Source organism: Amycolatopsis iheyensis (assembly GCF_024703995.1).
Lineage (GTDB): Bacteria > Actinomycetota > Actinomycetes > Mycobacteriales > Pseudonocardiaceae > Amycolatopsis > Amycolatopsis iheyensis.
Map to the genome: position 1 here is coordinate 428,189 of NZ_JAMXQV010000003.1, position 26,266 is coordinate 454,454.

Annotated in this window: 17 protein-coding genes; 6 read left to right on the forward strand and 11 right to left on the reverse strand. The window is 72.5% G+C overall.

Annotated features, from left to right (window positions below; translation table 11 throughout):
- Window positions 1-274: 274 nt before the first annotated feature.
- From M8542_RS09230 to fabG, 6 genes are all read right to left on the reverse strand, one after another.
- Window positions 275-1,366, reverse strand: a complete 1,092-nt coding sequence (locus M8542_RS09230; RefSeq protein ID WP_257919613.1) for an acyl-CoA dehydrogenase family protein — start codon at window positions 1,364-1,366, stop codon at window positions 275-277.
- Window positions 1,363-2,541, reverse strand: coding sequence for an acyl-CoA dehydrogenase family protein (locus tag M8542_RS09235; RefSeq protein ID WP_257919614.1), 1,179 nt, complete (start codon window positions 2,539-2,541; stop codon window positions 1,363-1,365). Before M8542_RS09235 ends, M8542_RS09230 begins: the two co-directional genes overlap by 4 nt.
- On the reverse strand, window positions 2,538-3,761 hold the full coding sequence (locus M8542_RS09240; RefSeq protein WP_257919615.1) for an acyl-CoA dehydrogenase family protein: 1,224 nt from the start codon (window positions 3,759-3,761) through the stop codon (window positions 2,538-2,540). Before M8542_RS09240 ends, M8542_RS09235 begins: the two co-directional genes overlap by 4 nt.
- The gene (locus M8542_RS09245; protein WP_257919616.1) at window positions 3,762-4,787 is read right to left on the reverse strand and encodes a phosphotransferase family protein; all 1,026 of its coding nucleotides are present in this window, start codon (window positions 4,785-4,787) and stop codon (window positions 3,762-3,764) included.
- Window positions 4,788-4,892: 105 nt separating this feature from the next.
- Entirely contained in the window at window positions 4,893-5,345 is a 453-nt protein-coding gene (locus tag M8542_RS09250) for a MaoC family dehydratase (protein WP_257919617.1), read from the reverse strand.
- Window positions 5,346-5,350: 5 nt separating this feature from the next.
- The gene (gene fabG / locus M8542_RS09255) at window positions 5,351-6,112 is read right to left on the reverse strand and encodes a 3-oxoacyl-ACP reductase FabG (RefSeq protein ID WP_257919618.1); all 762 of its coding nucleotides are present in this window, start codon (window positions 6,110-6,112) and stop codon (window positions 5,351-5,353) included.
- A 538-nt stretch (window positions 6,113-6,650) separates the two neighbouring features.
- Between fabG and M8542_RS09260 the strand changes: the two genes are divergently transcribed.
- The 4 genes from M8542_RS09260 to M8542_RS09275 all read left to right on the forward strand — a co-directional run bounded on the left by M8542_RS09260 (window position 6,651) and on the right by M8542_RS09275 (window position 10,489).
- Window positions 6,651-7,001, forward strand: a complete 351-nt coding sequence (locus M8542_RS09260; protein ID WP_257919619.1) for a hypothetical protein — start codon at window positions 6,651-6,653, stop codon at window positions 6,999-7,001.
- 207 nt (window positions 7,002-7,208) lie between these two features.
- On the forward strand, window positions 7,209-8,225 hold the full coding sequence (locus M8542_RS09265) for a C40 family peptidase (RefSeq protein ID WP_257919620.1): 1,017 nt from the start codon (window positions 7,209-7,211) through the stop codon (window positions 8,223-8,225).
- 735 nt (window positions 8,226-8,960) lie between these two features.
- Window positions 8,961-9,281, forward strand: coding sequence for a hypothetical protein (locus M8542_RS09270; protein ID WP_257919621.1), 321 nt, complete (start codon window positions 8,961-8,963; stop codon window positions 9,279-9,281).
- A 416-nt stretch (window positions 9,282-9,697) separates the two neighbouring features.
- Complete coding sequence (locus M8542_RS09275; RefSeq protein ID WP_257919622.1) at window positions 9,698-10,489, forward strand: ArsR/SmtB family transcription factor; 792 nt, start codon at window positions 9,698-9,700, stop codon at window positions 10,487-10,489.
- On the opposite strand, the gene M8542_RS09280 is transcribed toward M8542_RS09275, so the two are convergent.
- The 4 genes from M8542_RS09280 to M8542_RS09295 are packed head-to-tail and all read right to left on the reverse strand — an operon-like array spanning window position 10,482 to window position 13,883.
- Window positions 10,482-11,582 (reverse strand): zinc-binding dehydrogenase, encoded by a 1,101-nt coding sequence (locus M8542_RS09280; protein ID WP_257919623.1) that lies wholly within the window; start codon window positions 11,580-11,582, stop codon window positions 10,482-10,484. The two genes, M8542_RS09275 and M8542_RS09280, sit on opposite strands and share 8 nt — an antisense overlap.
- Complete coding sequence (locus tag M8542_RS09285) at window positions 11,579-12,370, reverse strand: phytanoyl-CoA dioxygenase family protein (protein ID WP_257919624.1); 792 nt, start codon at window positions 12,368-12,370, stop codon at window positions 11,579-11,581. Before M8542_RS09285 ends, M8542_RS09280 begins: the two co-directional genes overlap by 4 nt.
- A gap of 47 nt (window positions 12,371-12,417) precedes the next feature.
- Window positions 12,418-12,648, reverse strand: coding sequence for an MbtH family protein (locus M8542_RS09290; protein WP_257919625.1), 231 nt, complete (start codon window positions 12,646-12,648; stop codon window positions 12,418-12,420).
- A complete protein-coding gene (locus M8542_RS09295; protein ID WP_257919626.1) occupies window positions 12,645-13,883 on the reverse strand; it encodes a cytochrome P450 in 1,239 nt (412 codons plus the stop codon). Before M8542_RS09295 ends, M8542_RS09290 begins: the two co-directional genes overlap by 4 nt.
- A gap of 259 nt (window positions 13,884-14,142) precedes the next feature.
- Here M8542_RS09295 and M8542_RS09300 point away from each other — a divergent pair, with 259 nt between their 5' ends.
- Together M8542_RS09300 and M8542_RS09305 are read left to right on the forward strand one after the other, a co-directional pair.
- The gene (locus M8542_RS09300; protein ID WP_257919627.1) at window positions 14,143-24,585 is read left to right on the forward strand and encodes a non-ribosomal peptide synthetase; all 10,443 of its coding nucleotides are present in this window, start codon (window positions 14,143-14,145) and stop codon (window positions 24,583-24,585) included.
- Window positions 24,585-25,385, forward strand: coding sequence for a phytanoyl-CoA dioxygenase family protein (locus M8542_RS09305; protein ID WP_257919628.1), 801 nt, complete (start codon window positions 24,585-24,587; stop codon window positions 25,383-25,385). The genes M8542_RS09300 and M8542_RS09305 overlap by 1 nt, the downstream gene beginning before the upstream one ends.
- Window positions 25,386-25,395: 10 nt before the next feature.
- Here M8542_RS09305 and M8542_RS09310 read toward each other — a convergent pair whose 3' ends face one another.
- Window positions 25,396-26,262: an HpcH/HpaI aldolase/citrate lyase family protein gene (locus M8542_RS09310; protein WP_257919629.1), complete on the reverse strand. Its 867-nt coding sequence runs from the start codon at window positions 26,260-26,262 to the stop codon at window positions 25,396-25,398.
- Between the last annotated feature and the right edge of the window lie 4 nt (window positions 26,263-26,266).

Here is a 26,266-nt window from a genome sequence, read left to right on the forward strand (position 1 = left end):
ATGGGAACGCGGGCACTTTTCCCACCCTTTTGCCCGGCGGGTGGTGTGGCTCACAGAATTTTCGCTCAGATGAGCGAAAATTCGGCCAAAAACCGAAGGAGATTCACGAAAGCCAGGCTGAGCGCGCCGCGGCGGCTGCGTGCGCCCACCGGTCCCAAGCGCCCCAATGTGGCGTTGGGTGCGTCCGCCGCCCCGAACGCCACATTGGGGCGCTGGCGACCGGCCAACGAGCGGTGCGGCGGCCGGAGCGCGAACTCCCCGGCCGCCCGGTGCGTCAGGCCGGGAGGTTGACCAGCTCGGCCAGCCGGGCCCGGTGCTTGCCCGGTGTCCCCAGCGCCAGCTCGTCCGCCTTCGCCCGCTTCACATACAGGTGCGCCGGGTGCTCCCACGTCATCCCGATGCCGCCGTGCAGCTGGATGGCCTCCTCCGCGGCGTGCACCGCGATCGGCGCCACCCTGGCCTGCGCGACCGACACCGCGATCGGCACGTCGGTCCCCGTGGCCAGGGAATCCGCCGCGTACCGAGCCGCCGCGCGGGCCAGGACCAGGTCCGTGTACAGGTTCGCCAGCCGGTGCTTCAGCGACTGGAACCCGCCCACCGGCCGCCCGAACTGGTAGCGGCCCTTCAGGTACGACACCGTCTCCGTCAACGCCCACTCCGCGACGCCCGTCTGCTCCGACGCCAGGATCCCGGCCCCGAACAGCAGCGCCTCCTCCAGCGCCGAAGCCGCTTCCGGGCCGGACGCCACGAGCTGAGCCGGCGCGTCCGAGAGCGCTACGTCCGCCACCCGGCGCGTCAGGTCGAACGACACCAGCTCCGTCACCGTCGCATCGGCCGCCGAGACGACGTACAGCTCGGGGCCGTCCGGGCCCGCCGCCGGAACGACCAGCAGGTCCGCCACCGACGCGTCGGCCACCGTGCCGACCCGGCCGCTGAGCTTGCCGTCGGCAACGGTCACCGACGACGGGAAGCCCGCGCCCGGCGCCGTCGACAGCGGCACGGCCAGCGCGCCGATCGCCGAACCCGAGGCCAGCCGGCGGACGAACTCGTCCGCCGAAGCGCGCACCAGCGCCGTCGTCGCCAGCACCACGCTGCCCAGGAACGGCACCGGCGCGACGCTGCGGCCCAGCTCCTCGGCCACCACGGCCACCTCGCGGGCCGACGCGCCGTGCCCGCCCAGCTCCTCGGGCACCGCCAGCCCGGCCACGCCGACCTCCTCGGCCAGCGTGCGCCACAGCTTCAGGTCGTAGCCCTCGGCCGTCTCGACGCGCGCGAGCAGCGCCTCGGCCGAGGCCTTGTCCTTCAGCAGGTCCCGGACCGAGGCCCGGAGGTCTTCCTCGACGTCGGAATACAGCAGGTCGGTCATCGGGGGAGGTCCTTCCAGGCGACGTCCTTGTCGACGCGCGGCTCCGAGGGCAGCCCCAGCACGCGCTCGGCGATGATGTTGCGCAGGACCTCCGAGGTGCCGCCCTCGATGGAGTTCCCCTTCGCGCGCAGGTAGCGGTAGCCGGCTTCGCGGCCGGTGAAGTCGACGATCGCCGGGCGCCGGAACGTCCAGTCGTCGTAGGCCAGGCCCTCTTCGCCGAGCAGCTCGACCTCCAGGCCGGTCAGGGCCTGGTTCAGCTCGGAGAACGCGACCTTCATGGCCGAGCCCTCCGGTCCGGGCGCGCCGGCGGTCAGCTGCTGGCGCAGCCGGGTGCCGGCCAGCCGCAGCGTCTCGGCCTCGACCCAGCGCTGCACCAGGCGGTCACGCAGCTCCGGCGTGCGCAGCTCGGGGCGTTCGCGCCAGGTCTTGGTGACGATGCCGATCAGCCCGCCTTCGCGGGGCTGGACGTGCCCGCCGATGGCGACGCGCTCGTTCATCAACGTCGTCTGCGCGACCTTCCAGCCCTCGCCGACCGCGCCGAGGCGCTGGGTGTCGGGGATCCGGACGTCGGTCAGGAAGACCTCGTTGAACTCGGCCTCGCCGGTGATCTGGCGCAGCGGCCGGACTTCGACGCCGGGCGCGGTCATGTCGCACAGGAAGTACGTCATGCCCTGGTGCTTCGGGACGTCCGGGTCGGTGCGGGTGACCAGGATCGCCCACTGCGACTCGTGCGCGCCCGACGTCCACACCTTCTGGCCGGTGACGATCCAGTCGTCGCCGTCGCGCACGGCCCGGGTGCCCAGCGCGGCGAGGTCGGAGCCGGCGCCCGGCTCGGAGAACAGCTGGCACCACACCTCCTCGCCGGTCCACAGTGGACGCAGGTAGCGCTCGCGCTGCTCCGGCGTGCCGAAGGCGAGGATGGTCGGCGCGGCCATGCCGAGCCCGATGCCGATCCGGCGCGGGTTGTTGTCCGGCGCGCCCGCCTCGGTGAACACACTGTCCACAGCGGACTGCAGCGCGCGCGGCGCGTCCTGCCCGCCGAGCCCGGCGGGGAAGTGGATCCAGGCGAGGCCGGCGTCGAACCGGGCCCGCAGGAAGTCCATCCGGTCCGTGGTCGCGGGGTCGTGCGCGGCCAGGAACTCACGGGCCTGGCGCGTCAGGTCTTCGGCGTTCACTTGGCGGCCTCCGAAAGGTACTTCTTCAGCTCACGCCGGGCGAGTGAGCGCTTGTGGACTTCGTCCGGCCCGTCGGCCAGGCGCAGCGTGCGGTTGCCGGCCCACATCGCGGCCAGCGGGAAGTCCTGGCTGACGCCACCCGCGCCGTGCACCTGCACGGCCTTGTCGAGGATCCACTCGACCGCGGCCGGTGTCGAGATCTTGATGGCCTGGATCTCGGTGTGCGCGCCCTGGTTGCCGACGGTGTCCATCAGCCACGCGGTCTTGAGCACCAGCAGCCGCTGCTGCTCGATCTTCACCCGCGACTCGGCGATCCAGTCCTGCACGACACCCTGCTGCGCGATCGGCTTCCCGAACGCCTCGCGGGAGATCGCGCGCTTGCACATGAGCTCCAGCGCGCGCTCGGCCATCCCGATGGCGCGCATGCAGTGGTGGATCCGGCCCGGCCCGAGACGCGCCTGGGCGATCGCGAAGCCGTCGCCCTCGCCGGCGATGAGGTTCTCGACCGGCACGCGGACGTCCTCGAACAGGACTTCGGCGTGGCCGCCGTGGTCGCTGTCGTCGTAGCCGAAGACGTGCATGCCGCGCTTGACCGTCAGGCCCGGGGTGTCGCGGGGGACGAGGATCATGCTCTGCTGCTTGTGCGGCGGGCCGTCCGGGTCGGTCTTGCCCATCACGATGAAGATCCGGCACGCGGGGTTCATCGCGCCGGAGATGTACCACTTGCGGCCGTTGATGACGTACTCGTCGCCGTCGCGGCGGATCGCGGTCTCGATGTTGCGGGCGTCGGAGGAGGCGACGTCCGGCTCGGTCATCGCGAACGCGGAGCGGATTTCCCCGTTCAGCAACGGTTCCAGCCACTGCTTCTGCTGCTGCTCGTTGCCGAACATGGCCAGCACTTCCATGTTCCCGGTGTCCGGCGCGGCGCAGTTGAGCGCGGTCGGGGCGAGCCGGATGCTGCGGCCGGTGATCTCCGCCAGCGGCGCGTACTGCAGGTTCGTCAGGCCCGCGCCGTGCTCGCCCGGGAGGAAGAAGTTCCACAGGCCGCGCTTGCGCGCCTCGGCCTTGAGCTCGGCCATGACCGGCGGGATGGCCCACGGGTCGTCGCGTTCGGCCAGCTGCTGCTCGAAGACGCCTTCGGCGGGGTGGATGTGCGAGTCCATGAACTCGAGGAGCTTCCCGCGCAGCTCCTCGGTCTTCTCGTCGAACGCGAAGTCCATTTACTTCTCCTCTTTGAGAATCTCGTTGCCGTGCGAGATGAGCAGCGGGACACCGGCCCCGACGCCTTCGAAGCCCGCGCCGACCGTCTTGCCCTGCGTGTAGCGGTAGTGGATGCCCTCCAGGATCACGGCGAGCTTGAAGAACGCGAAGCTGACGTACCAGTTCAGCTGCGAGACGTCCCGGCCCGAACGTTCGGCGTAGCGCCGCACGACTTCGTCGGTGCTCGGGTAGCCCGGCGCGGAGCTGGCGTTGGAGACGAACTGCAGCGACACCTTGTCGCGCTCGGCGTAGGCGACCAGAAGCGCGAGGTCGGTCAGCGGGTCGCCCAGCGTCGACATCTCCCAGTCGAGCACCGCGGAGATCTCGTCGTTCCCGTCGACCAGGACGTTGTCCAGGCGGTAGTCGCCGTGGATGACCGACGGCTTCCCGGAGACCGGCACCGCGGCGGCGAGCCGGTCGTGCAGCTCCTCGATGCCGTCCAGGTCGCGGCTGCGCGAGGCGTCGAGCTGCTTCTTCCACCGTCGCAGCTGCCGCTCCAGGAAGCCTTCGGGCCGGCCGAAGTCGCCGAGGCCGACCGCGGCCGGGTCGACGGCGTGCAGGTCGACGAGCGTGTCGACCAGCGCGTCGGCGATGGCGCGGGTGCGCTGTTCGCCGAGCTGCGCCAGTTCGTCCGCGGTCCGGTAGGGCGTGCCCTCGACGAAGCTCATGACGTAGAACTGCGCGCCGATGACGTCGGCGTCCTCGCAGAGCAGTAGTGCTTCGGGCACCGGCACGGCGGTGTCGCGCAGGCCCGAGATCACCCGGAACTCGCGGGTCATGTCGTGCGCGGTGGGCAGCACGTGCCCGAGCGGCGGGCGGCGCACCACCCAGCGCGAGCGGCCGTCGCCGACCACGTAGGTGAGGTTCGACCGGCCGCCCTCCACGACGTCCGCGGACAGCTGTCCGGCGACCAGGCCGGGCCGGTGCGCGTCCAGGTGGGCGCGCAGGCGGCCCAGGTCCAGGCCCGGCGGGTCGGTCGGGTTCATCCAGCCTCCTCAAGCTCCGTGGGGGCAAGCATACCGACTAGTCGGTATGCAGTACGGAGAGGTGAGGAGCGGCACTTTCATAGGGAAAGTGCCGCTCCTCGGACGTCACGCGAGGAACCGCGTCACCCATTCGGCGACGCAGGCGGGCTTCGCCTCGTCGTCGATCTCGACCGTCCACTTCGACACCGCCTGCTTGCCGCCGGGGATGTCGGTGATCTCGACGAGCTCGGCGCCGGCGCGCACCTTCGAGCCGACCTTCACCGGCTGGGGGAAGCGCACCTTGTTGAGGCCGTAGTTGATGCCCATCTTAATGCCGTTGACCTTGTAGATCTTCGGGCCGAACGCCGAAAGCAGCGACAGCGTCAGGAAGCCGTGGGCGATGGTGCCGCCGAACGGGCCGGCGGTCGCCATCGGCTCGTCGACGTGGATCCACTGGTGGTCGTCGGTGGCGTCGGCGAACTGGTTCACCCGGTCCTGGGTGACCTTCAGCCACTCGCTGTACCCGAGGTGTTCGCCGACCGCGGCGGCGAAGGCGTCGAGGTTCTCGAACTCGCGCATCGGCCTCAGTCCTTCGGTCCGCCGGCGGCGTAGATGACCTGGCCGGAGATGAACCCGGCGCCTTCGCTGACCAGGAACGACGCCAGGTTCGCGATGTCATCGGGCGTGCCGACGCGCTGCACCGGGATCTGCGACGCGGCGGCCGCCTTGAAGTCTTCGAAGCCCATGCCGAGGCGCTCGGCGGTCGCGGCGGTCATGTCGGTGGCGATGAACCCCGGCGCGATCGCGTTCGCCGTGACGTTGAACTTGCCCAGCTCGATGGCGAGGGTCTTGGTGAAGCCCTGCATGCCGGCCTTGGCGGCGGAGTAGTTGACCTGGCCGCGGTTGCCCAGCGCGGACGTGCTCGACAGGTTGACGATCCGGCCGTACTTCTGCTCGGTCATGTGCTTCTGCACCGCGCGGGTCATCAGGAAGGAGCCCTTGAGGTGCACGCCGAGGACGGAGTCCCAGTCCTGCTCGGTCATCTTGAAGATCAGGTTGTCCCGGGTGATGCCGGCGTTGTTGACGAGCACCACGGGCGGCCCGAGCTCATCGGCCACCCGGCCGACGGCCGCCTCGACCTGTTCGGCATCACTGACGTCGAGCGCGACTCCGACAGCCTTGCCACCCTTGGCGACGATCGCCTCGGCGCCCTTCTTGACGCCGGCCTCGTCGAGATCGAGCAGCGCGACGGCAAAGCCGTCATCGGCCAGCCGCGCGGTCACGGCGGCACCGATACCTCGGCCGGCACCGGTGACCACGGCGACACGGGAAGCGGAATCGGTCACGGAGGACCTCCTCGTCGTTGAGAAGCGGGTACTTGCCCGCGAGCGTACTAAGCGGTTGCTTTCCGGACGATACGCGGATCGGTCCCCGAAGTGGTGATCCCGCGCGCAGAATCATAGCCGTGCCTGACGCCGGCGAGCGGACTGCTCCGTTCGGACGAACCAGGTCGGGTACTCCGGTCCACGGTGATCTTGACTCGCCGCAACAGACCCCTGTAGAGGCCGCTGCGTGCCCGACGGTGCTGGTTCCAGGTCCGCGTCTTCGACTCGTGGGTCTGCCCGAGTCGGCTCGGCCTCGTCGCAATGCGCTCTCGGCGGCATGACGGGACGTCCCCGTGCTCCGGTTCGACAACCGCGAGGCGCCGGTCCGGCGTAGCCCATCGCCGACTTCCCGCAGATCGACGGCGGTAACTCTCCCGGGATGGCCTATCCGCGTCCGATGGCCGGAACCGGTCAATGACCGATTTGCCACCTGGTTCACACCGTCGATTTGTCACCAGGATTGGGCCGGCCAGGAAATTCGGAGTCCCAAGGAGCTTTAATGAGCAAGCGCATTTTGTCCGCCGTCACAGCGATCGCTGCTGCCGGAGCGGCACTGACGCTGACGGCGGCGCCCGCCGACGCGTCGATCAAGAGCACCTGCAACTCGGTGACGTGTTTCGCCGCCGATGTCTACACAGACAGCGGTTCCCAGGTGCTGGTCCGAGACGCGACGGTCTCGGTGACCGACGGCACGGCGCGCCGCCTCAACATCTTCACCGGCAGCCGACACTGGACGAGCGCGAAGGCGGTGCTGAAGTACAAGGTTGCGCTGAACGGCAAGTTCAACAAGGGGACACTGCTGTGCGGCGCACCGTTGGGAGCGACCGCGGCGGCCTGCGTCACCCTCTGACAGCAGCGAAGCCGGACTCCACCAGGGCGGGGTCTGGCTTCGCCACGCGGTGCCTGGGGCCGGCGCAGGAGTTCCAAGGCGATGACGTGCGGGGACGGATCCTCTGCGGCGTGAGCCACTGGCCACTTGGTCGCTCACCGGCCGAGAAAGGATCCGTGGCAGGTCGACCGGCTCCGAAATCACTTTCTTCGAACGGGGGAGTACACCATGTGGACTTCAAGTCCGATCGGACGCGGCTCGGCGCTGGCGGTGGCGGCTGTCGCACTGGCTGCGCCGGCAGTGGCAGCGTTGCCGGCCGCCGCTGCCGAGGTCAACGTCAACGTGCAGGTCCAATCGCAGATCACCGCGCACAACCTGCCCTATTTGGACAGTCCCTACGTTGCCGGCTCTACCTTCAAAGCCGGACAAACCGTTTCGGTGGAATGCCAGGCGCAAGGGAGGGAAGCGATCGGTGGCACGCCGGTGTGGTACCGCGTCAACCACGTTTATTACCCGGCCTACGCTTTCGCCGGGGCCACGGACAAGGTGCCGTGTGGTGTCGCACAGGTCGTTCCGCTGGCCGCCAACGGTTACACCTCGCCTTCCTTCGAGTCTCCGGCCAAGTCAGGCGTGTTCGTCACCAACGACAACATCAAGATCCTGTGCACCGCGGCCGGGCAGGCGGTCGACGGTAGCAATGCATGGTTCTTCGCCCGCGGCTACTGGCTGCACTCCAGCCGCATCAGCCAGAACCCCAATGGCAACGGCTACAGCACCTGCTGGGGCTACACGCATCCGGGCGACAAAGCCGCCGCGGTGCTGGCGGCCGCCAGGAACATGCTCGGCAAATACCCGTACTCGTGGGGTGGCGGCAACCAGAACGGTCCGACCAAGGGCATTTGCTGCAGCCCCGGAGGCCACGACGACAGCAACGTGGTCGGCTTCGACTGCTCCGGACTGACACAGTATGCCTTCTACCAGGGGGCCCGGTTGAACATCGGTGGCGACTCTCGAACCCAGTACAACACTGGCTACAAGGTGCCTCTGTCGCAGCGCAAGGCGGGTGACCTTGTCTTTTACTCGGACGACGGTTCAGCGTCCGGTATCTACCACGTCGGGATCTACACCGGGAACGGCCGGATCATCGAGGCGACCCGTGCCGGCAGCGGCCCTGACGTTCGAGAGCGCACCTTCAGCTCAGGGGAAAGTGACGTGCTGGGCTCGGTGGTCCGCCCCGTCCAGTAACCCGCGGAGCGTCTCGGTCACTTGCAGCAGCACGTGACCTTCTCGGCGCTCGACGACAGCAGGGCACGGCTCCCGAGCGGTGACCGTGATTCGTGCGCACGGCACCTCGTGTCGTGTGGGAGGGCTCGGCGGCAAACGGGGGGCGTGTTGCCGCCGAGCCAAACTGCCGGCGATCGGGACGGTCGGGGGGCGTGCCGGACCGATCACCTCAGCATCAGGCACGAGGGCCAGCTGCGGCCGGAATGACGTCCCGGACCCGAGTTCACCGAGTCGAGTGACGCGCCGGTGCCCGGAACTCGACAAGGCATCGGCCCCCCGAACTTGCCGAGGTGCCGGACACCGACCGGCTCCTTGTAGCGCCTCGGAAGCCGAAACGGTGTGACCGCCTTGGCCACCTCCCCCGAATGAGCCTGGGAAACCACTCGGCAGGGCCTGTCCGAATGGCCCGGCGACCGTTTGGTCAAGCCGTGAGTCGGGGGCGGGACGAGATTGCGGGGTGCTACCGTCGGCGTTCGTTGGTGGACTGTGTGTGACAGCCTGTGGGGTGGGGAGGGCTGGTCAGCGACGGGCGGGGCTGCGGGCGTTGGTCGTGCCGGAGTTTCGGCCGGGCCACCGCACCATGGCCGGCCGCCGACGGCTTCCACGTCCTCGCCGGCGTCCGAACCGGGACCGCCGCCGCGGATGTGCGGGCTGAGCACCTCGAGCAGGCGCTCATGCCCGCCCTGCTGCAGAGCAATGGCCGTCAACATCGGGTCCACCGGCGGGAAGGTCGCGATGCCGAGCTTCGGTGCCTACTCGGGCGCGGTCCGCACGAAGCCGACCGAACGCGGCATCGTGACGGCGGCCCGGTTGGTCGAGGCCAAGACTCCGGAGCGGCAGACCCGCTACGCGGGACTCATGAAGGCTTTCCGCGCGACCACGCGGTCTTGGGGCACCGACGGCCAGCCCCGTGCCCGCTACCTGGTCGGACGGGACGCCGCGATCATGACCCGGCTCACCCACCTCGTCTCGGATCGCTTGCCCGACCGGATGGTACGCAGCGCGATGGGGCTGTGAACTCGATCCCGAACGCTGTGCTGTCCTGATGGCGGCCGTATTCCGCGGTTCGGATTGTTCGCACATCGGTCGTTTTCGGGCCGTACCAGCGTGGCTGGAATTCGATTACCAGGCCGTTCCAGGTGTGCCCCTCCCGGCGCGACACTGCTGACCCGCACGGCTGCGAGCGAAGCCGAAGCCGTGGCGCGGCCGTGACGGATTATCACCGACTCCGTACCTCGCAAATATTTTCCCACCCGGCCCCGTTCGTACGTACCATGGCTCTGGGAGGCAGAGTCGGCTGCGGGGGGAATCGGGTGCTCAGTATTTGCTTCACGGTCAATGACGTGCTGAAGACAACGTTGTCAAGTTCGCCGAACGCGACGCTGGAAACCGTGTACGCGGCTTCTTTGCTCGGTCATCGCGCAGGTGGAGCCATGTTCGACCGGTGGCGTGCGGTGGTCCGCGGCCGGTTCGGCCGGACCACGCGTACGTTCGCAGCCGTTGCCGGGCATGTACGGCGCACTCCTGACCTGCTCGGCGCTCCGGCGGAGACGTTCGGGTTGCCGCCGTCGGCCGCGGGGTCCGCCTCCGGTGCCGAGAACCGGCTGCGTGAGCTCCACCGGGTCGCCGTCCTGCCGTTCTGGCCGCGGGTGCGGGCCCACCTCGACGCCGAACGGCGGGCCCGGAGTGAGGACATCGCGGATCGGGGATTCGAATACCTGTTGTCGAACCTGCACCCGGCGTTGTCCTGGGAACGGCCGGTGCTGCGGGTGTCCTCGGACGTCGACCGGTCGGTCCTGCTCCAGGGGCGCGGCCTGGTGCTCGTGCCTTCGCTCTTCCGGTTCGACGCGCCCGAGCTGCTGGTGCCCAGTGAGGCGTCCGCGTCGCCGGTGCTGGTCTACCCGGCCTCGGTGCAGGCCTCGACGGCCCGGTCACTGTGGACGGTCGGGGACGACTCGACGCTGGAAGCGCTGGTCGGACGGACCCGGGCGGGGCTGATGCGGACCTTGCACGGCCGCCGCAGCACGACCGAGCTGAGCAACCGGCTCGGCGTCTCCGCCGCCGCCGTCAGCCAGCACACGGCGGTGCTGCGCAGCGCTGGGCTGATCACCACCCAGCGCCAGGCCAACATGGTCCTGCACTCGCTGACGCCACTCGGCCTGGCCCTGGTGTACCCGCCGGGCTCGACAGCCGCCGGCAGCGAACTGGCCGCCGCGGTCAGCTGACGAGGACCGCCTTCACCACGGACCCCGCCGCCACCGCGCTCATCGCCTGCGCGACCTCGGCGAGCGGGAACGTGGTGACCAGCTCGGCCAGCGGGTGGCGGGCGAGCAGGGTGGGCAGCAACCGGACGTACTCGACGAGGTGGGCGCCGGTGAAGGCCCACGATCCGACGACATCCAGCTGGCGGTACACGATCTGATGGGGGTTGACCGCCGTGTCGCCCGCGTCGGTGTACTGGCCGACGATCAGGTACGCGCCGCCGCGACGCGCCAGGCGCAGGCCCTGGCCGACCGCGGCCGGCGCGCCGGCGCATTCGACGACCAGATCCGCGCCGTGACCTCCCGTCGCCGCCACGACCTCCGACAGCACCCGCGCCGCGTCGGCGTCGCCGGTGATGTCGAAGTGCTCGTCACCGATGCCGAGGCGAGCGGCCAGCTCCAGCCGCCCCGCCGGACCGCCGACGACGATCACCCGGCCGGCCCCGGCGAGCTGGGCCAGTGCGGCGGCGGCCAGCCCGACCGGCCCGCTGCCCTGCACGACGACGACCTCGCCGACCCGCACGGGCCGGCGTTCGTGCAGGGCGTGGATCATCGTCGGCCCGGCGCAGGCGAGCGCCATCGCGCCCAGGTGGTCGACGCCGTCGGGCACCCGCACCACCGTCGTGCCCGGACGCAGGCAGATCGCGTCGGCCCACGAGCCGGACAGCGGCGGCTCGTCGGCCAGCGGCCGGTTCACCCCGTACGTCCGGCGCTGCTCGCACAGCGTCGGCTCGCGGTGCTGGCGGCAGGGAACGCACACCCCGCAGGCGATCGAGGACGCCCACATCACCGCGTCGCCGACGGCGAGGGGCCGGCCGAGGGCGTCCACCTCGGCGCCGGCCCCGAACGCCTGCACCACGCCGAGCCCTTCGTGGCCCAGCACCAGCGGCACCGGGATGTCCAGGTGTCCGGCGGCCAGGTGCAGGTCGGTGCCGCAGATCCCGCCGTAGGGGGAGGCGACCACGAGTTCCCCGGGTCCCGGCGAGGGCACGGCGAACCGGCGGAGCACCGGTGGCCTGCCGAATTCTTCCAGGACGACAGCGTGGGCCGGCCTCATGCGAGGGCCTCCGCGAACGGCTCGCCGCCGGTGGTCAACGCGGTGGTGTCCCGGCCGACGAGGTAGTCCGGGCGAGCCGGGCCGCGGGGTTCGGGTGGGTTGGTCACGTCGTTGTAGGTGACGAGGAGGAGCTTGCGGGGGAACGGGGACATGTTCACCGCCGATCCGTGGACGAGTTCGGGGTGGAAGAACACGACCGAGCCGGCCGGGCCGTGCGGTGCGGTCATGCCGTGTGCGGAGACCAGCGTCGCGAGCTGTGCCTTGCCGACGGCGATGTCGTCGGGATCCAGGTGGCCCGGCCCGGCCCCGGCGCGGCGGCCGAGCGAGCCGGCGCGGTGCGAACCCGGCACGAACAGCAGCGGGCCGTTGAACTCGGTGACTTCGTCGAGGAACAGGGCGGCGTTGACCAGACGCGGTGCGCGCAGGTTGTCGGCCTGCTGCCAGGCAGGGAAGTCCTGGTGCCACGCCCAGCGGTCCCCGCCGAACGCGGGCTTCGCGTTGATCTTGAACTGGTAGACGTAGAGTTCCGAGCCCACCAGCTGCCGCGCGGGCTCCAGCAGGCGTGGGGACCGCACCAGTGCGGCGAACTCGGGCCGGCGCCGGTGCGAGGCGTAGAGCGAGCGCACTTCGGTTCCGCCGGGCTCCATGATCCGGTGCGGACCGGGCAGCGCGCTGTCCGCCGCGAACGCGGCCCGCAGCGCGTCGATCTCCCGGGCGCCGAACAGGGCGGGCATGACCAGGAACCCGTTCCGGTGGTACCGGTCGAGCTGGTCCTCGTCGAGCCGCACGGGCATTCTCCGATCGCGTCGTGGGGTGGCGGGAGCGGCGCCCGGACTCAGGCCCCGGCCGCCTCGTCGGCGGCCATCGCCTCGACCAGGCTGCGCGGGCGCAGGTCCGTCCACTCCCGCTCGACGAAGTCCACGGCGCTCTGCCGGTCGGTCGCGGTGAGCGCGACCGTCCAGCCGGCGGGCACGTCCGCGAAGTCCGGCCACAGGCTGTGCTGCCCTTCGTCGTTGACCAGCACCAGGAACCGGCCATCGGGATCGTCGAACGGGTTAACGCTCAAGGGAGTTCTCCTCGGATCGAAGGGGATGGTGCGCGCGGTGCGACGCCGAAGCGGATCGGAAGCTCGGCGAGAAACCGGAAGTTGATGCTGTCGAGCCAGTTCTGCCCGGCCCGGACGGCCTCCCAACCGGTCGTCCTGGTCAGCAGGCGGTGCAGGGCGACCTCGATCTCGGTGTTCGCCAGCGCGGCGCCGAGGCAGTAGTGGATGCCGTGGCCGAACGACAGGTGGTCGGCCGGGCGCCGGGTCAGGTCGAGCCGGTCGGGGTCGGGGTAGGCACGCGGGTCGCGGTTGCCCGCGCCGAGCACCAGGGTCACCGATTCGCCCGCCGCGACGTGCTGCCCGGCGATGTCCAAATCGGACACGGCGACCCGGCTGGTGAACTGGACCGAACTGTCGTAGCGCAGCAGCTCGGGCACGACGTCCGGGATCAGGGCCGGGGTGGCGCGCAGCGTCGCGGCGGCGGCGGGGTGCGCGAGCAGGGCCAGCACGGCGTTGCCGACGAGGTGCGTGGTGGTGGCCTGCCCGGCGTCGATGAGCAGCAGGAAGTTCGCGAACACCTCGTCGTCGGTGCAGGTCTCCCGGCTCGCGCCGAGCAGCTTGCTGAAAGCGTCTTCCGCGGTGCTCTCCCGCCGCCGGCGGGCGCCTTCGTCGAAGACCGCGCGCAGCCCCTCGATGCGCTTGTACTGGGCGGTGGACTGGGTGAAGTACTCGTGCAGGAGTCCTTGCCAGTCTTCCAGAAGCTCGCCGGCGTGCCCGGGCACGCCGGCGAGCGCGGCGATCACCCCGCGGCTGAGCGGCTCGGCGAAGTCGGCGATGACATCCATCTCGCCCCGGGGCTCGACGGCGTCGAGCAGCTCGTCGGCGAGCCGTTCCACCACCGGGCGCAAGGTGTGCACGAACCGCGGGGTGAGCCCGGGTTTCAGCAACCGCCGCAGGTGTGTGTGCCGGGGTGGTTCGGTGAACAGCATCATGTCGGAGAGCACGGCCGCCAGCGGCGCCATGTCCTGGCGCGCCGCGGCCGGGAGTTTCTCGTGCACGTCGGCGATGCGCGCGCCCGAAAGGCGTTCGTCACGCGAGAGCGCGACGATCTCCCGGTGGCCGAGCACGACCCAGCTGCGCAGCCAGTCGTCCCGGTACACCGGGCCGCTTTCGCCGAGCCGCCGGTACAGCGCATAGGGGTCGCCGGCCCACCGCGGCAGGAAAAGGTCGTACAACCCGGCTGTGGCCGTGGACATGCCCATCCCCCTTCCCTCCGAATCGGACGCTAGCACGGCGGCAGGCGTTTCCGACCGTCTTTAAGCGACGGCTGAATGACGCACGCCGCCGCGGAAAAAGCGACGGTGAAAGGGAGTTCGGCCGCAGCGGGGCACTTGACCGCCGGGACGCGCGGTCGGCATGATCGACCGGGGGTGACTTCCGGCCGGCTCTCGTCCGCCGTCGTCGACTGCGCACGCAAAGTGCTTGTGAAGGCCGAAAAAACTTGGGGGATCGCAGATGACGTCCGTCCCGCCGACCATGATCGGCACGTGGGCGGCTTCGTTCGCCGCGCGTGCGGCGGACGATCGCGAAAAGCCCGCGCTCTCGTGCGGGGACCACGTGCTGACCCGGGGTGAGCTCGACGAGCGGGCGGCGCGGATCGCCGCGGCGCTGGCCGGCCGGGGCATCGGCGTCGGCGACGTCGTGGCCCTGCTGGTCCCGCGTTCTCCCGACTGGGTCGTGCTCGCGCTCGCGGTGACCCGTGCGGGCGCGGCTTTCCTCCCGCTGGACCCGGCGCAGCCGCCCGTCCGGTCGCAGGCGATCCTCGCCGAAGCCGCGCCCGCGCTCGTCCTCGCCGATGCCGCGGGCAGTGCGGCGGTGGCGGCCGCGGTGGACGTCACCGGCCCGGACTTCCTCGCGGAAGCAGCCGCGTGCGAACCGGCGCCGCCGGTCGAGGTCCCGGTTTCGGCGCCCGCCTACGTCATCCACACCTCGGGCTCGACCGGCGCGCCCAAAGGAGTCGTGGTCGCGCACCGCGGACTCGGCCCGCTCGTGACCGCGCAGGCCGAACGGTTCGAAACCGGCGAGGACGCGCGGGTGCTCCTGCTGGCCGCCCCGACCTTCGACGCCGCGGTCGCGGAACTGGTCGTCGCGCTCGCTTCCGGCGCCGCGGTGGTGCTGCCGCCGCCGGGCTGGGTGGCCTCCGGCGTCGAGCTGTCCGCCTTGGTCGCCGCCGAACGCGTCACGCACGTGACCGTCCCGCCGTCGTTGCTCGCCACCGTGCCCGACGGCGACCCGCTCGCGCCACTGCGGACACTGGTCGTCGCGGGCGAGGCCTGCCCGCCCGCGCTGGCCGACCGGTGGGCCGGCGCGCTGCGGATGGTCAACGCCTACGGACCGACCGAAACCACGGTGTGCGCGACGATGAGCCCGCCGCTGACCGGCGGGCCACCGCCGATCGGCCGCCCGATCGCCGGCACCCGCGCCTACGTGCTGGACGACCGGTTGCGACCGCTGCCCCCGGGCGCGGCGGGCGAGCTCTACGTCGCCGGCGAAGGGGTCGCCCTCGGCTACCTGAACCGGACGGCCCTCACCGCCGCGCGGTTCCCGGCCGATCCCCACGGCTCGCCGGGCACGCGGATGTACCGCACCGGCGATCGCGTCCGGTGGAACCGGCGAGGACAGCTGGAGTTCCTCGGCCGCACCGACGACCAGCTGAAGGTGCGGGGGTTCCGGATCGAGCCGGGGGAGGTCGAGGCGGCGCTGGCCGCACACCCCGCCGTCGCCCGCGCGGCGGTGGCCGTGCACGGCGGCGACCGGCTGGTCGGGTACGTCGTGGGTGCGCCGCGAGCGGACGCGCCCGGAACCGTCGTCGAGGACTGGCGGTCCACTTACGACAGTCTGTATGCGAGCCTCGGCTCCGAGTTCGAAGGCTGGAACTCGGCCTACGACGGCGAACCCATCCCGGTGGCCGAGATGGCGGCGTGGCGGGACGAGCGGGTCCGGCAGGTGCTGGAGGACAACCCCGGGCGGGTGCTGGAGATCGGCGTCGGCAGCGGCCTGGTGCTGGCCGGGGCGGCGCCGCACACCGTCGAGTACTGGGGCACCGATCTGTCGGTGGAAGCCGTCGAAGGCCTCCGGAAGCGGATCGCGGCCGAGGCCTGGTCGGACCGGGTGACGCTGCGGGTGCAGGACGCGGACGACTTCTCCGGGTTGCCGCGGGGCCGGTTCGACGTGGTGGTGCTGAATTCGGTGGTGCAGTACTTCCCCGACACCGGCTACCTCGAGCGGGTGCTGGCGGGGGCGCGGGAGCTGCTGGCGCCGGGCGGGCGGGTGTTCGCCGGAGACGTCCGGAACCTGCGGACGCTGCCGGCGTTGCGCGCCGGGATCGGGCTGGGCCGGGGCGCCGCCACCGCCGTGGTCGCGGCCGCGGTGGCGCGAGCCGCCGAGGACGAGCCCGAGCTGGTCCTGGATCCGGACTTCTTCGCCGGGCAGGTGGGCTTTTCGGGCGTCGAGGTGCGGGTGCCGCGGGCGGGGTTCCGCAATGAGCTTTCGGCGCACCGCCTGGACGTCGTGCTGCACACCGGACCCGTGCGGGACGTGTCCGATGTGGAGTGTCGCGAGTGGGCGGAGCTCGGCTCGGTGGCGGCGCTCGCCGGGCTGCGGGACGTCCGGGTCCGCGGCATCCCGAACGCCCGCCTCACCGGGGAGGTCGCACTCGCCCGGGAGCTGGCGGGTGGGCCGCCGGAGGTGCCGCGGGACGGCGTGGACCCGGACCGGCTGTACGGGCTGGGCGGCCGGGTGACCGTGTCGGACCGCGGGCCGGACCTGATGGACGTCGTGTTCGCCGCCGGGCCACTGGGCGGGTTGAGCCTGCCGGGCGGGGCCACGGCGTCGGCGACCACGCCGGCCAGGAGCCGACTCGACCCGGCGGAGGTGCGCGCGTTCGTCGCGAGCCGGCTGCCCGGCCACCTGGTGCCGGTCGCCGTGCTGGAGCTCGACGACTTCCCCCGGACCGCGAACGGCAAGCTCGACCGCGCGGCCTTGCCCGCGCCCGCGTACGCCGCCACGGACGGGCGGCGCGCCCGCACCCCGCACGAGGAGCTGCTCTGCGGCCTGTTCGCGCAGGTGCTGGGGGTTTCCGCGGTCGGCGCCGACGACGGGTTCTTCGACCTCGGCGGGCATTCCCTGCTGGCGACCCGGCTGGTGAGCCGGATCCGTGCGGTGCTCGGCGTCGAGGTCCCGATCCGGGCGGTGTTCGCCACCCCCACGCCGGCCGGGCTGGCCCGGTGCCTGGACGAAGGCGGGCCCTCCCGGTCGCGGCCGGGCGGGCGGTCGCGGCCGGCGGACCTCCCGCTCTCCTCCGCCCAGCGGCGGCTCTGGTTCCTGCACCGGATGGAAGGCCCCAGCGCTACCTACAACATGCCGCTCGCCTTGCGGTTGAAGGGAAAACTGGACCCGGACGCCCTGCGCGCCGCTCTCCTGGACGTCGTCGGCCGGCACGAGGTCCTGCGCGCCGTCATCGTGGACGACGGGCCGGAGCCGTTCCAGCGGATCCTCCCGGTCGCCGACGCGGGCGTCTCCCTGGCGACTTCCCCGGTCACCACCGGGGAGCTGCCGGGCCGGATCCACCGGGCGACGCGGCACGCGTTCGACCTCACCGGCGAGCCGCCGGTGCGGCTCGAGCTGCTCGCACTCGCCGCGGACGAGCACGTGCTGGCCGGCGCACTGCACCACATCGCGGGTGACGGGTGGTCGATGGCCCCGTTCACCAGGGACCTCGCCACCGCCTACACCGCCCGCGTCGCCGGCGACGCTCCACAGTGGACGGACCTGCCGGTCCAGTACGCGGACTACGCGCTGTGGCAGCGGGAACTGCTGAGCGACGGTCACCTCGCCACCCAGCAGGCGTACTGGACCGAAGCCCTGGCCGCGCTGCCGGACCAGCTCGACCTGCCCGCCGACCGCCCGCGCCCTTCGGTGGCCTCCCACCGCGGCGCGTCCTGCCGCTTCGCGTGGGACGCCGGGGTGGTGGCGCGGGTCGAGGAGGCCGCCCGCGCCCACGGCGTCACCGTCTTCATGGTCTTGCAGGCCTCGCTCGCCGCGACGCTCTCGCGCCTCGGCGCGGGGGAGGACGTACCGCTGGGGACGATGGTGGCCGGGCGCCTCGACGAAGACCTCGACGAGCTGGTCGGGTTCTTCGTCAACACCCTCGTCCTGCGTACGGACACCAGTGGCGACCCGACGTTCGCCGAGCTGCTCGCCCGCGTCCGGGAGACCGACCTGGCCGCGTACGCGCACCAGGACGTCCCGTTCGAAACGCTGGTCGAGACGCTCAACCCGCGCCGCTCGACCGCCCACCACCCGCTGTTCCAGGTCGCACTGGCCCTGCAGAACGCGCCGGCGCCCCGGCTCGCGCTGCCGGGGATCACGCTGACCGCCGAGCCGGCCGACACCGGGACCGCCCGGTTCGACCTCATGATCAACCTCACGCAGCGGCCCGGCACGGGCTTCACCGGGGCCGTCGAGTACGCCACGGACCTGTTCGACGAGGACACCGTGCGGGAGCTGGTGACCCGGTGGGAGCGGCTGCTGCGATGCGTGCTCGACCGGCCCGCGGCCCGGATCGGGTCCGCCGAGGTCCTCGCCGCCGATGAGCGTGACCGGCTCCTGCACACGTGGAACGACACCGCCGGCGAGCCGCCGCTGCGGTCGCTGCCGGCGTTGTTCGAAGCGCAGGTCGCGGCCACGCCGGGCGCCGAAGCCGTCGTCGACGAGCACGAGACGCTCACCTACGCGCAGCTGAACGACCGGGCCAACCGCCTGGCGCACCTGCTGATCGGCCGCGGGATCGGGCCGGAGTCGCTCGTCGCGTTGTCCGTGCCCCGCTCGGCGGGCTGGGTCGTCGCCGTGCTGGCCGTCCTCAAGGCTGGCGCCGCGTACGTGCCGGTCGACCCGGAGTACCCGCCGTCGCGGGTCGAGCTGATGCTGGGCGACTCGGCGCCCGCGCTGGTACTCGCGACCTCGGCGACGGCCGTCGCGGTCTCCGGCACCGCCGAGGTGCTGTCCCTGGACGACCCCGCCCTGCCCGCCGAACTGGCCGGCCGGCCCGGCACCGACCCCCGCGACGAAGACCGGACCGGGCTGCTGCTGCCGCAGAGCCCGGCCTACGTCATCTACACCTCCGGCTCCACGGGCACGCCCAAGGGCGTGGTGTTCCCGGCGGCCGCGCTCGTCAACCTCGTCCGGTGGCACCGCGACGACGTGCCGGGTGGCCCGGGCACCCGCACCTCCCAGTTCGCCGCGCTCAGCTTCGACGCCTCCGCGCACGAACTGCTCAGCGCGCTGCTCACCGGCAAGACCCTGGTGGTCGCCCCGGACGAGGCCCGGACGGACCTGCGTGCGCTGGTCGAGTGGATCGACACCCACCGCGTCAACGAGCTCTTCGCGGTCAACTCGGTCGTCGAGGGCCTGTGCGAAACGGCGAACGCGCTGGACCGGGACCTGCCGTCGCTGCGGCACATCGTGCAGGCGGGCGAAGCGCTGCGCGCCGGAGCGGAGGTGGCCCGGTTCTGGGGCCGGGTGCCCGGCCGGGTGCTGCACAACGACTACGGCCCGACGGAAACGCACGTCGTCACCGCGGCCGTGCTGCCGCCCGACGTGTCCGCCTGGGCCGGTCCGGCCCCGCTCGGCCGCCCGATCACCAACACCCGCGTCCACGTCCTCGACGAGCGGCTGCGGCCGGTCGCCCCCGGGGTGCGCGGGGAGCTGTACGTCGCCGGTGTCTGCCTCGCCCGCGGTTACCTGCGCCGTCCCGGGCTGACGGCCGCGCGGTTCGTCGCCGACCCGTTCGGGCCGCCGGGCTCCCGGCTCTACCGCACCGGCGATGTCGTCCGCTGGACCCGGGACGGCGTCCTGGAGTTCTTCGGACGGGCCGACGACCAGGTGAAGATCCGCGGGTTCCGCGTCGAGCCCGGCGAAGTCGAGAGCGCGCTGGTGCGGCACCCGTCCGTCGCGGGCGCGGCCGTAGTCGCCCGCCTGCCCGAGGGCGCCGCGACCACGGGTGATCGGCAGCTGGTCGCCTACGTCGTGCCCACCGGCGGGGAACAGCCCGACCCGACGGCCCTGCGCCGGTACGCCGCCGCGTCGCTGCCCGGCTACCTGGTGCCCGCCGCGGTGGTGGTGCTGCCGGAGCTGCCGCTGAGCCCGATCGGCAAGCTCGACCGCGCCAGGCTGCCCGAGCCGGACTTCGCCGCGATCGCGGCGGGCGCACCGCCTCGGACGCCGCGCGAAGAAATCCTCTGCGGGCTGTTCGCCGAGGTACTCGGCGTGGCCGCGGTCGGCGTCGAGGACGGGTTCTTCGACCTCGGCGGGCACTCGCTGCTGGCCACGCGGCTGGTCGGCCGCATCCGTGCGGTGTTCGCGGCGGAAGTGCCGATCCGGGCGGTGTTCGAGAGCCCGACGGTGGCCGGCCTCGCGGCCGTGCTCGGTGACGCGGAGAAGGCCGGCGAGCCCCTGCGGGCCGCGCCCCGCCCGCCCCGGCTGCCGCTGTCGTCCGGCCAGCAGCGGCTGTGGTTCCTGCACCGCTTGGACGGGGCGGGCGCCACCCACCACCTTCCGCTGGTCCTGCGGCTGACCGGGCACCTGGACGTCGCGGCGCTGCGCGCGGCCTGGGCCGACGTCGCCGAGCGCCACGAAGTGCTGCGCACCACCTTCGGCGAAGACGCCGACGGGCCGTTCCAGGTCGTCGGCCGCCGGCTGCCGTCCTTCTCCGTCGAACCGGCCGGGGAGCGCGAAGCCGCGGCCGTGGTCGCCGAAGCGGTCCGGGAGCCGTTCGACCTTACCGGCGAGCCGCCCGCGCGGCTGCGGCTGTTCACGCTGGCCACCGGCGAGCACGTGCTCGTGCTGCTGCTCCACCACATCGCCGGGGACGGCTGGTCTTCGGCGCCGCTGTCGCGTGACCTGGCCGAGGCCTACGCGGCCCGGCTGCGGGGAGAGCGTCCCGAGTGGACACCGCTGCCGGTCCAGTACGCGGATTTCGCGCTGTGGCAACGGGCGGCCTCCGGCGAGGAGCGGCTGGCCGGGCAGCTGGCGTACTGGCGGGAGCGGCTGGCCGGGCTGCCCGCCGCGCTCGACCTGCCCGCCGACCGGCCGCGGCCGGCGGTGGCCACGCCCGACGGCGCGGTCACCCGCTTCGCCTGGCCGGCCGAACTGCACCGCGACCTCGGCGCGCTGGCCCGTGCCCACGGCGTCACCCTGTTCATGGTGGTGCAGGCGGGTCTCGCCGCACTGCTGACCCGGCTGGGCGCGGGAACCGACGTGCCGCTGGGCACCCTGGTCGCCGGGCGCACCGAGGTCGCCTTGGACGATCTCGTCGGGTTCTTCGTCAACACGCTCGTCCTGCGGACCGACACGAGCGGCGCCCCGTCGTTCACCGAGCTCCTCGGCCGCGTCCGGGAGACGGATCTGGCCGCGTACGCGCACCAGGACGTCCCGTTCGAGGCGCTGGTCGAGCACCTGGCGCCGCCGCGATCCACCGCGCACCACCCGCTGTTCCAAGTCGCCGTCGCGGTGCAGAACGCCCCGTCGGGGCGACTGGAACTGCCCGGCCTCGACGTCGTCCCGGAGCCGGCGCCGCCCGGTTCGGCGCGCTTCGACCTGATGCTCAGCTTCACCGAACACCAGGACGGCGGCCCGGCCGGGCTCACCGGTGTCGCGGAGTTCCGCACCGACCTGTTCGGCGAACCCACCGTGCAGGAGCTCGTGACGCGGTTGCGCCGGCTGCTCACCGCCGTCGCCGCCGACCCCGCGCGGTCCATCCGGGACGTCGAACTGCTCGGCGGCGGAGAGCGGGCCGGCGTGCTGGCCCGGTCCGCCGGTCCCGCGGCGGGGGAGTTCACCCTGGTGGCCGAGCGCATCGCGCACACCGCGGCGCTCCGGCCGGAGCACGTCGCGGTCGAGGCGGGCGGGCGGTCCTTGACCTACGGCGAACTCGCCCGCCGGGCCGACCGCCTTGCCGCGTACCTGGCGAAGCAGGGCGCCGGACCGGAAACCGTGATCGCGGTGGCGCTGCCGCGGAGTCCACAGTGGATCGTCGCGGTGCTGGCCGTCTTGCGCGCCGGTGCCGCGTACCTGCCGGTGGATCCGGCGCTGCCGCCGGCCCGCCGCACCGCGGTGTTCGACCAGGTTCGCCCGCTGCTCGTGCTCGACGACCCCCGGCTCGTCGACGATCCCGGGTGCGCCGACGCGGTCCCGGCGCCTCGCGTGCGGCCGTCGAGCGCGGCCTACGTCATCCACACCTCGGGTTCGACCGGGACGCCCAAGGCGGTCTGCGTGCCGCACACCGGGCTCGCGGCGATGCTCGACGCCCACATCGAACGCACTGGGCTGGGCCCCGGCGCCCGCGCACTGCAGGTGATCGCGCCCGGTTTCGACGCGGGAGTCGCCGACGTCCTGCAGACCCTGGTCGCGGGGGCCACCCTGGTCCTGCCGCCGCCCGGGCCGCTCGCCGGCGGCGAACTCGACGAGGCGTTGGCCCGCCACGCGATCACCCACGCGATGGTGCCGGTGCCGGTGCTGGCCACGGCCGACCCCGCGGCGGTGCCCGGGCTGCGCGCGGTGATCGCCGGGGCCGCCGCGTTCCCGGCGGACCTGGTCACCCGGTGGGCCGAAGGCGGCCGCACCGTCGTCAACGCCTACGGGCCGGCCGAAGGCACCGTGACCGCGACCCTGAGCGAGCCACTCGCACCGGGGGACCGCCCGGTGATCGGCGGTCCGGTCCGGGGCACCCGCGCCCACGTGCTGGACGCCGGGCTGCGACCGGTTCCCGACGGGATCACCGGCGAGCTCTACCTCGCCGGGGACGGCCTCGCCCGCGGGTACGCCGGGCAGCCCGGCCGGACCGCGGAGCGGTTCGTGGCCGACCCCTTCGGCCCGGCGGGGACCCGGCTCTACCGCACCGGCGACCTGGTCCGGTGCCAGGCAGGGGTCCTCGAGTTCGTCGGCCGCGCCGACGACCAGGTCAAGGTGCACGGCGTGCGAGTCGAACCCGCCGAGCTGGAAATCGCGCTCACCCGGCTCGACGGCGTCGACGAGGCCGCGGTGGTGCTGCGCGAAGACCGGCCGGGCGAGCCCCGGCTGGCCGCCTACGTCGTCCCGGCGGCCGCCGCGGCGACCGATCTCCGTGTCCGGCTCACCCAGGTCCTGCCCGAGTACCTGGTGCCTTCGGTCTTCGCCGGGTTGGACAGCCTGCCGCTGACCCCGCACGGCAAGCTGGACCGCGCGGCGCTGCCCGCGCCGGCGGTCCCGGCGCCCGATGGCCGAACGCCGCGGGGCGAGCGCGAGGAGCTGCTCTGCGGGCTCGTCGCCGACCTGCTCGGGCTCCCGGCGGTCGGTCCGGACGACGACTTCTTCGGACTGGGCGGCCATTCGCTGCTGGCCACCCGGCTCACCGGCCGGATCCGCGCGGCCTTCGGCGTCGATCTCCCGGTTCGCGCGGTGTTCGAGGCGCCGACGGTGGCGGAGCTGGCCGGGCGGGTGACCGGCGCCCCGGCCGCGGAGCGGCTGCCGGAACCGGGCCCCCGTCCGGACCGGCTGCCGGTTTCGTACGCGCAGCGGCGGCTGTGGTTCGTGCACCGGCTCGAAGGGCCGGGTGCCACCTACAACATGCCGCTGGCGCTGGAGCTGGCCGGTGCGCTCGACGTCGACGCGTTGCGGGTGGCGGTGACCGACGTCGTGCGCCGGCACGAGGTGCTGCGCACGATCTACGACAGCGAGGGATCCGAGGTCTTCCAGCGCGTGCTGACCGCGCCCGGGGACCTGCTGCGGGTGCACGAGCCCGGCGGCGACGTCGACGCCCGCGTGCGCGCGGCCGGCAGGCGCGGCTTCGACCTGGCCCGGGATCTGCCGGTGCGGTTCGAGCTGTTCCCCCGCGGTCCCGGCGACCACGTCCTGGTCGTCGGCCTGCACCACATCGCGGCCGACGGCTGGTCGATGTCGCCGCTGGCCCACGACCTGATGACGGCTTACGACGCTCGCCGCGCCGGGGCCGCACCGGAGTGGCCGCCGCTGCCGGTGCAGTACGCCGACCACACGGTGTGGCAGCGCGACCGCCTCGGCGACGTCGACGACCCCGGCGGGCTGCTGGGTGACGGGCTCCGGTTCTGGCGCGCGACGCTCGCCGGGCTCCCGGAGGAGCACGGCCTGCACACCGACCGGCCGCGGCCGGCGGACCCGGCCTACGCCGGGGCAACCCTGCCGTTCAGCCTCGACGCCGATCTGCACGCGCGGCTGACCGCACTGGCGCGGGCGCAGGGCGCGACGCTGTTCATGGTGCTGCAGGCCGGGTTGGCCGCGCTGCTGGCGCGCGCCGGCGCCGGATCCGACGTGGTGCTCGGGTCGCCGATCGCCGGCCGCGGCGACCCGCGGCTGGACGGCGTGATCGGGCTGTTCGCCAACACGGTCGTCCTGCGGACCTCGGTCGCGGGCGACCCGGCGTTCACCGAACTGCTCGCCCGCGTGCGCGAGACCGACCTCGCCGCGTACGCCCACCAGGAGATGCCGTTCGAACAGCTGGTGGAACTGCTGAACCCGCCACGGGTGCCGGGGCGCCACCCCCTGTTCCAGATCGGCTTCGCCGTGCAGAACGCCCCAGCCGCGCAGTTCCGGCTCGCCGGGCTTGACGTCCGGCCGTCCGCCGTGCCCACCGCCACGTCGCGCTTCGACCTGTTCTTCAGCATGACCGGCAAGACCGCCGGGGACGGGTCCTCCGCCGGGATCACGGGCGCCGTCGAGTACAGCACCGAGCTGTTCGACGAGGCCACCGTGCGGGGTCTGGTGGATCGCTGGCGGCGGGTGCTGGCCGCCGTCGCCGAGGACCCGGCACGAGCCGTGGGCGCGATCGAGCTGATGAGTGCCGCGGAACGGGAAAAGCTACTGCTCGACTGGGCTCAGGGGGACTGATGACGACCGATCCGACCGCCGGCTTCGCCACGACCGGGTTTCACCGCGCCGCCGTCCCGCTCTCCGCGAACTGGCTTGCCGCGGTGCGGGAGAGCGTGGCCGCGATCAGTGCGCAGCGCCGGCCCGAAGTGGTTTACGAAGAGGGCACCGACGTCGTGCGCGCGCTGCACGGCTGCCACCGCTTCGACCCGAACCTGGCCCGGCTGGTGCGGCTGCCCGAACTGCTCGGCCTGGCGACCCGGCTGGTCGGCGGCGAAGTGTACGTCTACCAGTTCAAGGTGAACCTCAAGCGCCCGCGCGCGGGACAGGCGTGGCCGTGGCACCAGGACTACGCGTTCTGGCACCACGAGGACGGGATGCGCCGGGCCGACGCGGTCAACCTGGCGATCTTCCTGGACGACGTCGACGACACCAACGGCCCGCTGACCGTGCTGTCCGGTTCGCACCGGCTCGGCCTGCTCGACCCGGGCGGCCGCGCCGACGAGCCGACCGGCCACGACTGGCGGCGCGACGTCTCGGCGAAGCTGACCTACACCGTGCCGGAGGCGACCGTCGCCGAGCTGAGCCGGGACCACGCCCCGGTCCGGGTCACCGGCGAAGCGGGCACGATCGTGGCGTTCCACCCGAACATCGTCCACTCGTCGTCGGACAACCTGTCCGCGCGCGGGCGGGCGATCCTGCTGGTGACCTACAACGCGGTGACGAACCCGGCGACCCGCCCGCTGCGGCCGGAGTTCCTGGTCTCCCGGGACGCGGTCCCGCTCGCCGCGCTGACCGCGGCGGAGCGGGTGCCGCTGTGAGCCCCCGGGGTCAGGCCGGCGCGCCGCGCTCGTCGCCGAACTCGGCCAGCATCCGGCGCGAGGCCTCGAAGAACGGCGCGCCGACCATCGCCCCGTCGACCTTGCCGATGCCGAACCCGGTCGCCTCGCCCGCCTCGACGACACGCCGGGCGTGGGCGAGCGCGTCCTCGTCGGGGGAGAACGCCTGGTTGATCACCGGCACCTGGCCGGGGTGGATGGCGGTCTTGCCGTGGAAGCCGAAGTCGCGGGCGAGCTCCGCCTCCTCGCGCAGCCGGACCGGGTCGGCCAGCTCGAACAGGGGCGAGTCGACCACGTACAGCCCGGCGGCGTGCGCGCTGTTGACCATCCGGGAGCGGACGTGCGCGAGGGTGTCCCAGCGAAGGCGGGCGCCGATGGCGAAAGCGTAGTCGGCTTGGCCGAACGACAACGTCTTCAACCGCGGTGACGCGTGGGCGATCGACTCGATCCGGTCGATTCCCCGCGGCGTCTCGACAATGGCGAACAGGTCGGTTTCCGCGTATTCATCGCCGAGGACCTGCTCGACTATTTCGATGTCCCGCGGCGATTCCACCATGGGAATCACCACGACGTCCGGTTTGTGGGCGTAGCCGAGGATCGCGAGCAGGTCGCGCAGCCCGTCGCGGGTACTGACGGCGTTGATCCGGATGGCCAGCAGCGGCCGGTCGCCGTCGACGGCGGGATCGGGCTCGAAGAACTTCTCGGCGACCCGTCGAGCTTCCGCTTTCTGTTGTGGGGAAACGGAATCTTCGAGATCCACCACGCACATGTCGGCGCCCGAGGTGTGCGCCCGCGAGTAGCGCGAAGTCATCGGCGCCGGCGTGGCCAGCACCGAACGGCAATAACGCGAGTAGGTCATCGAA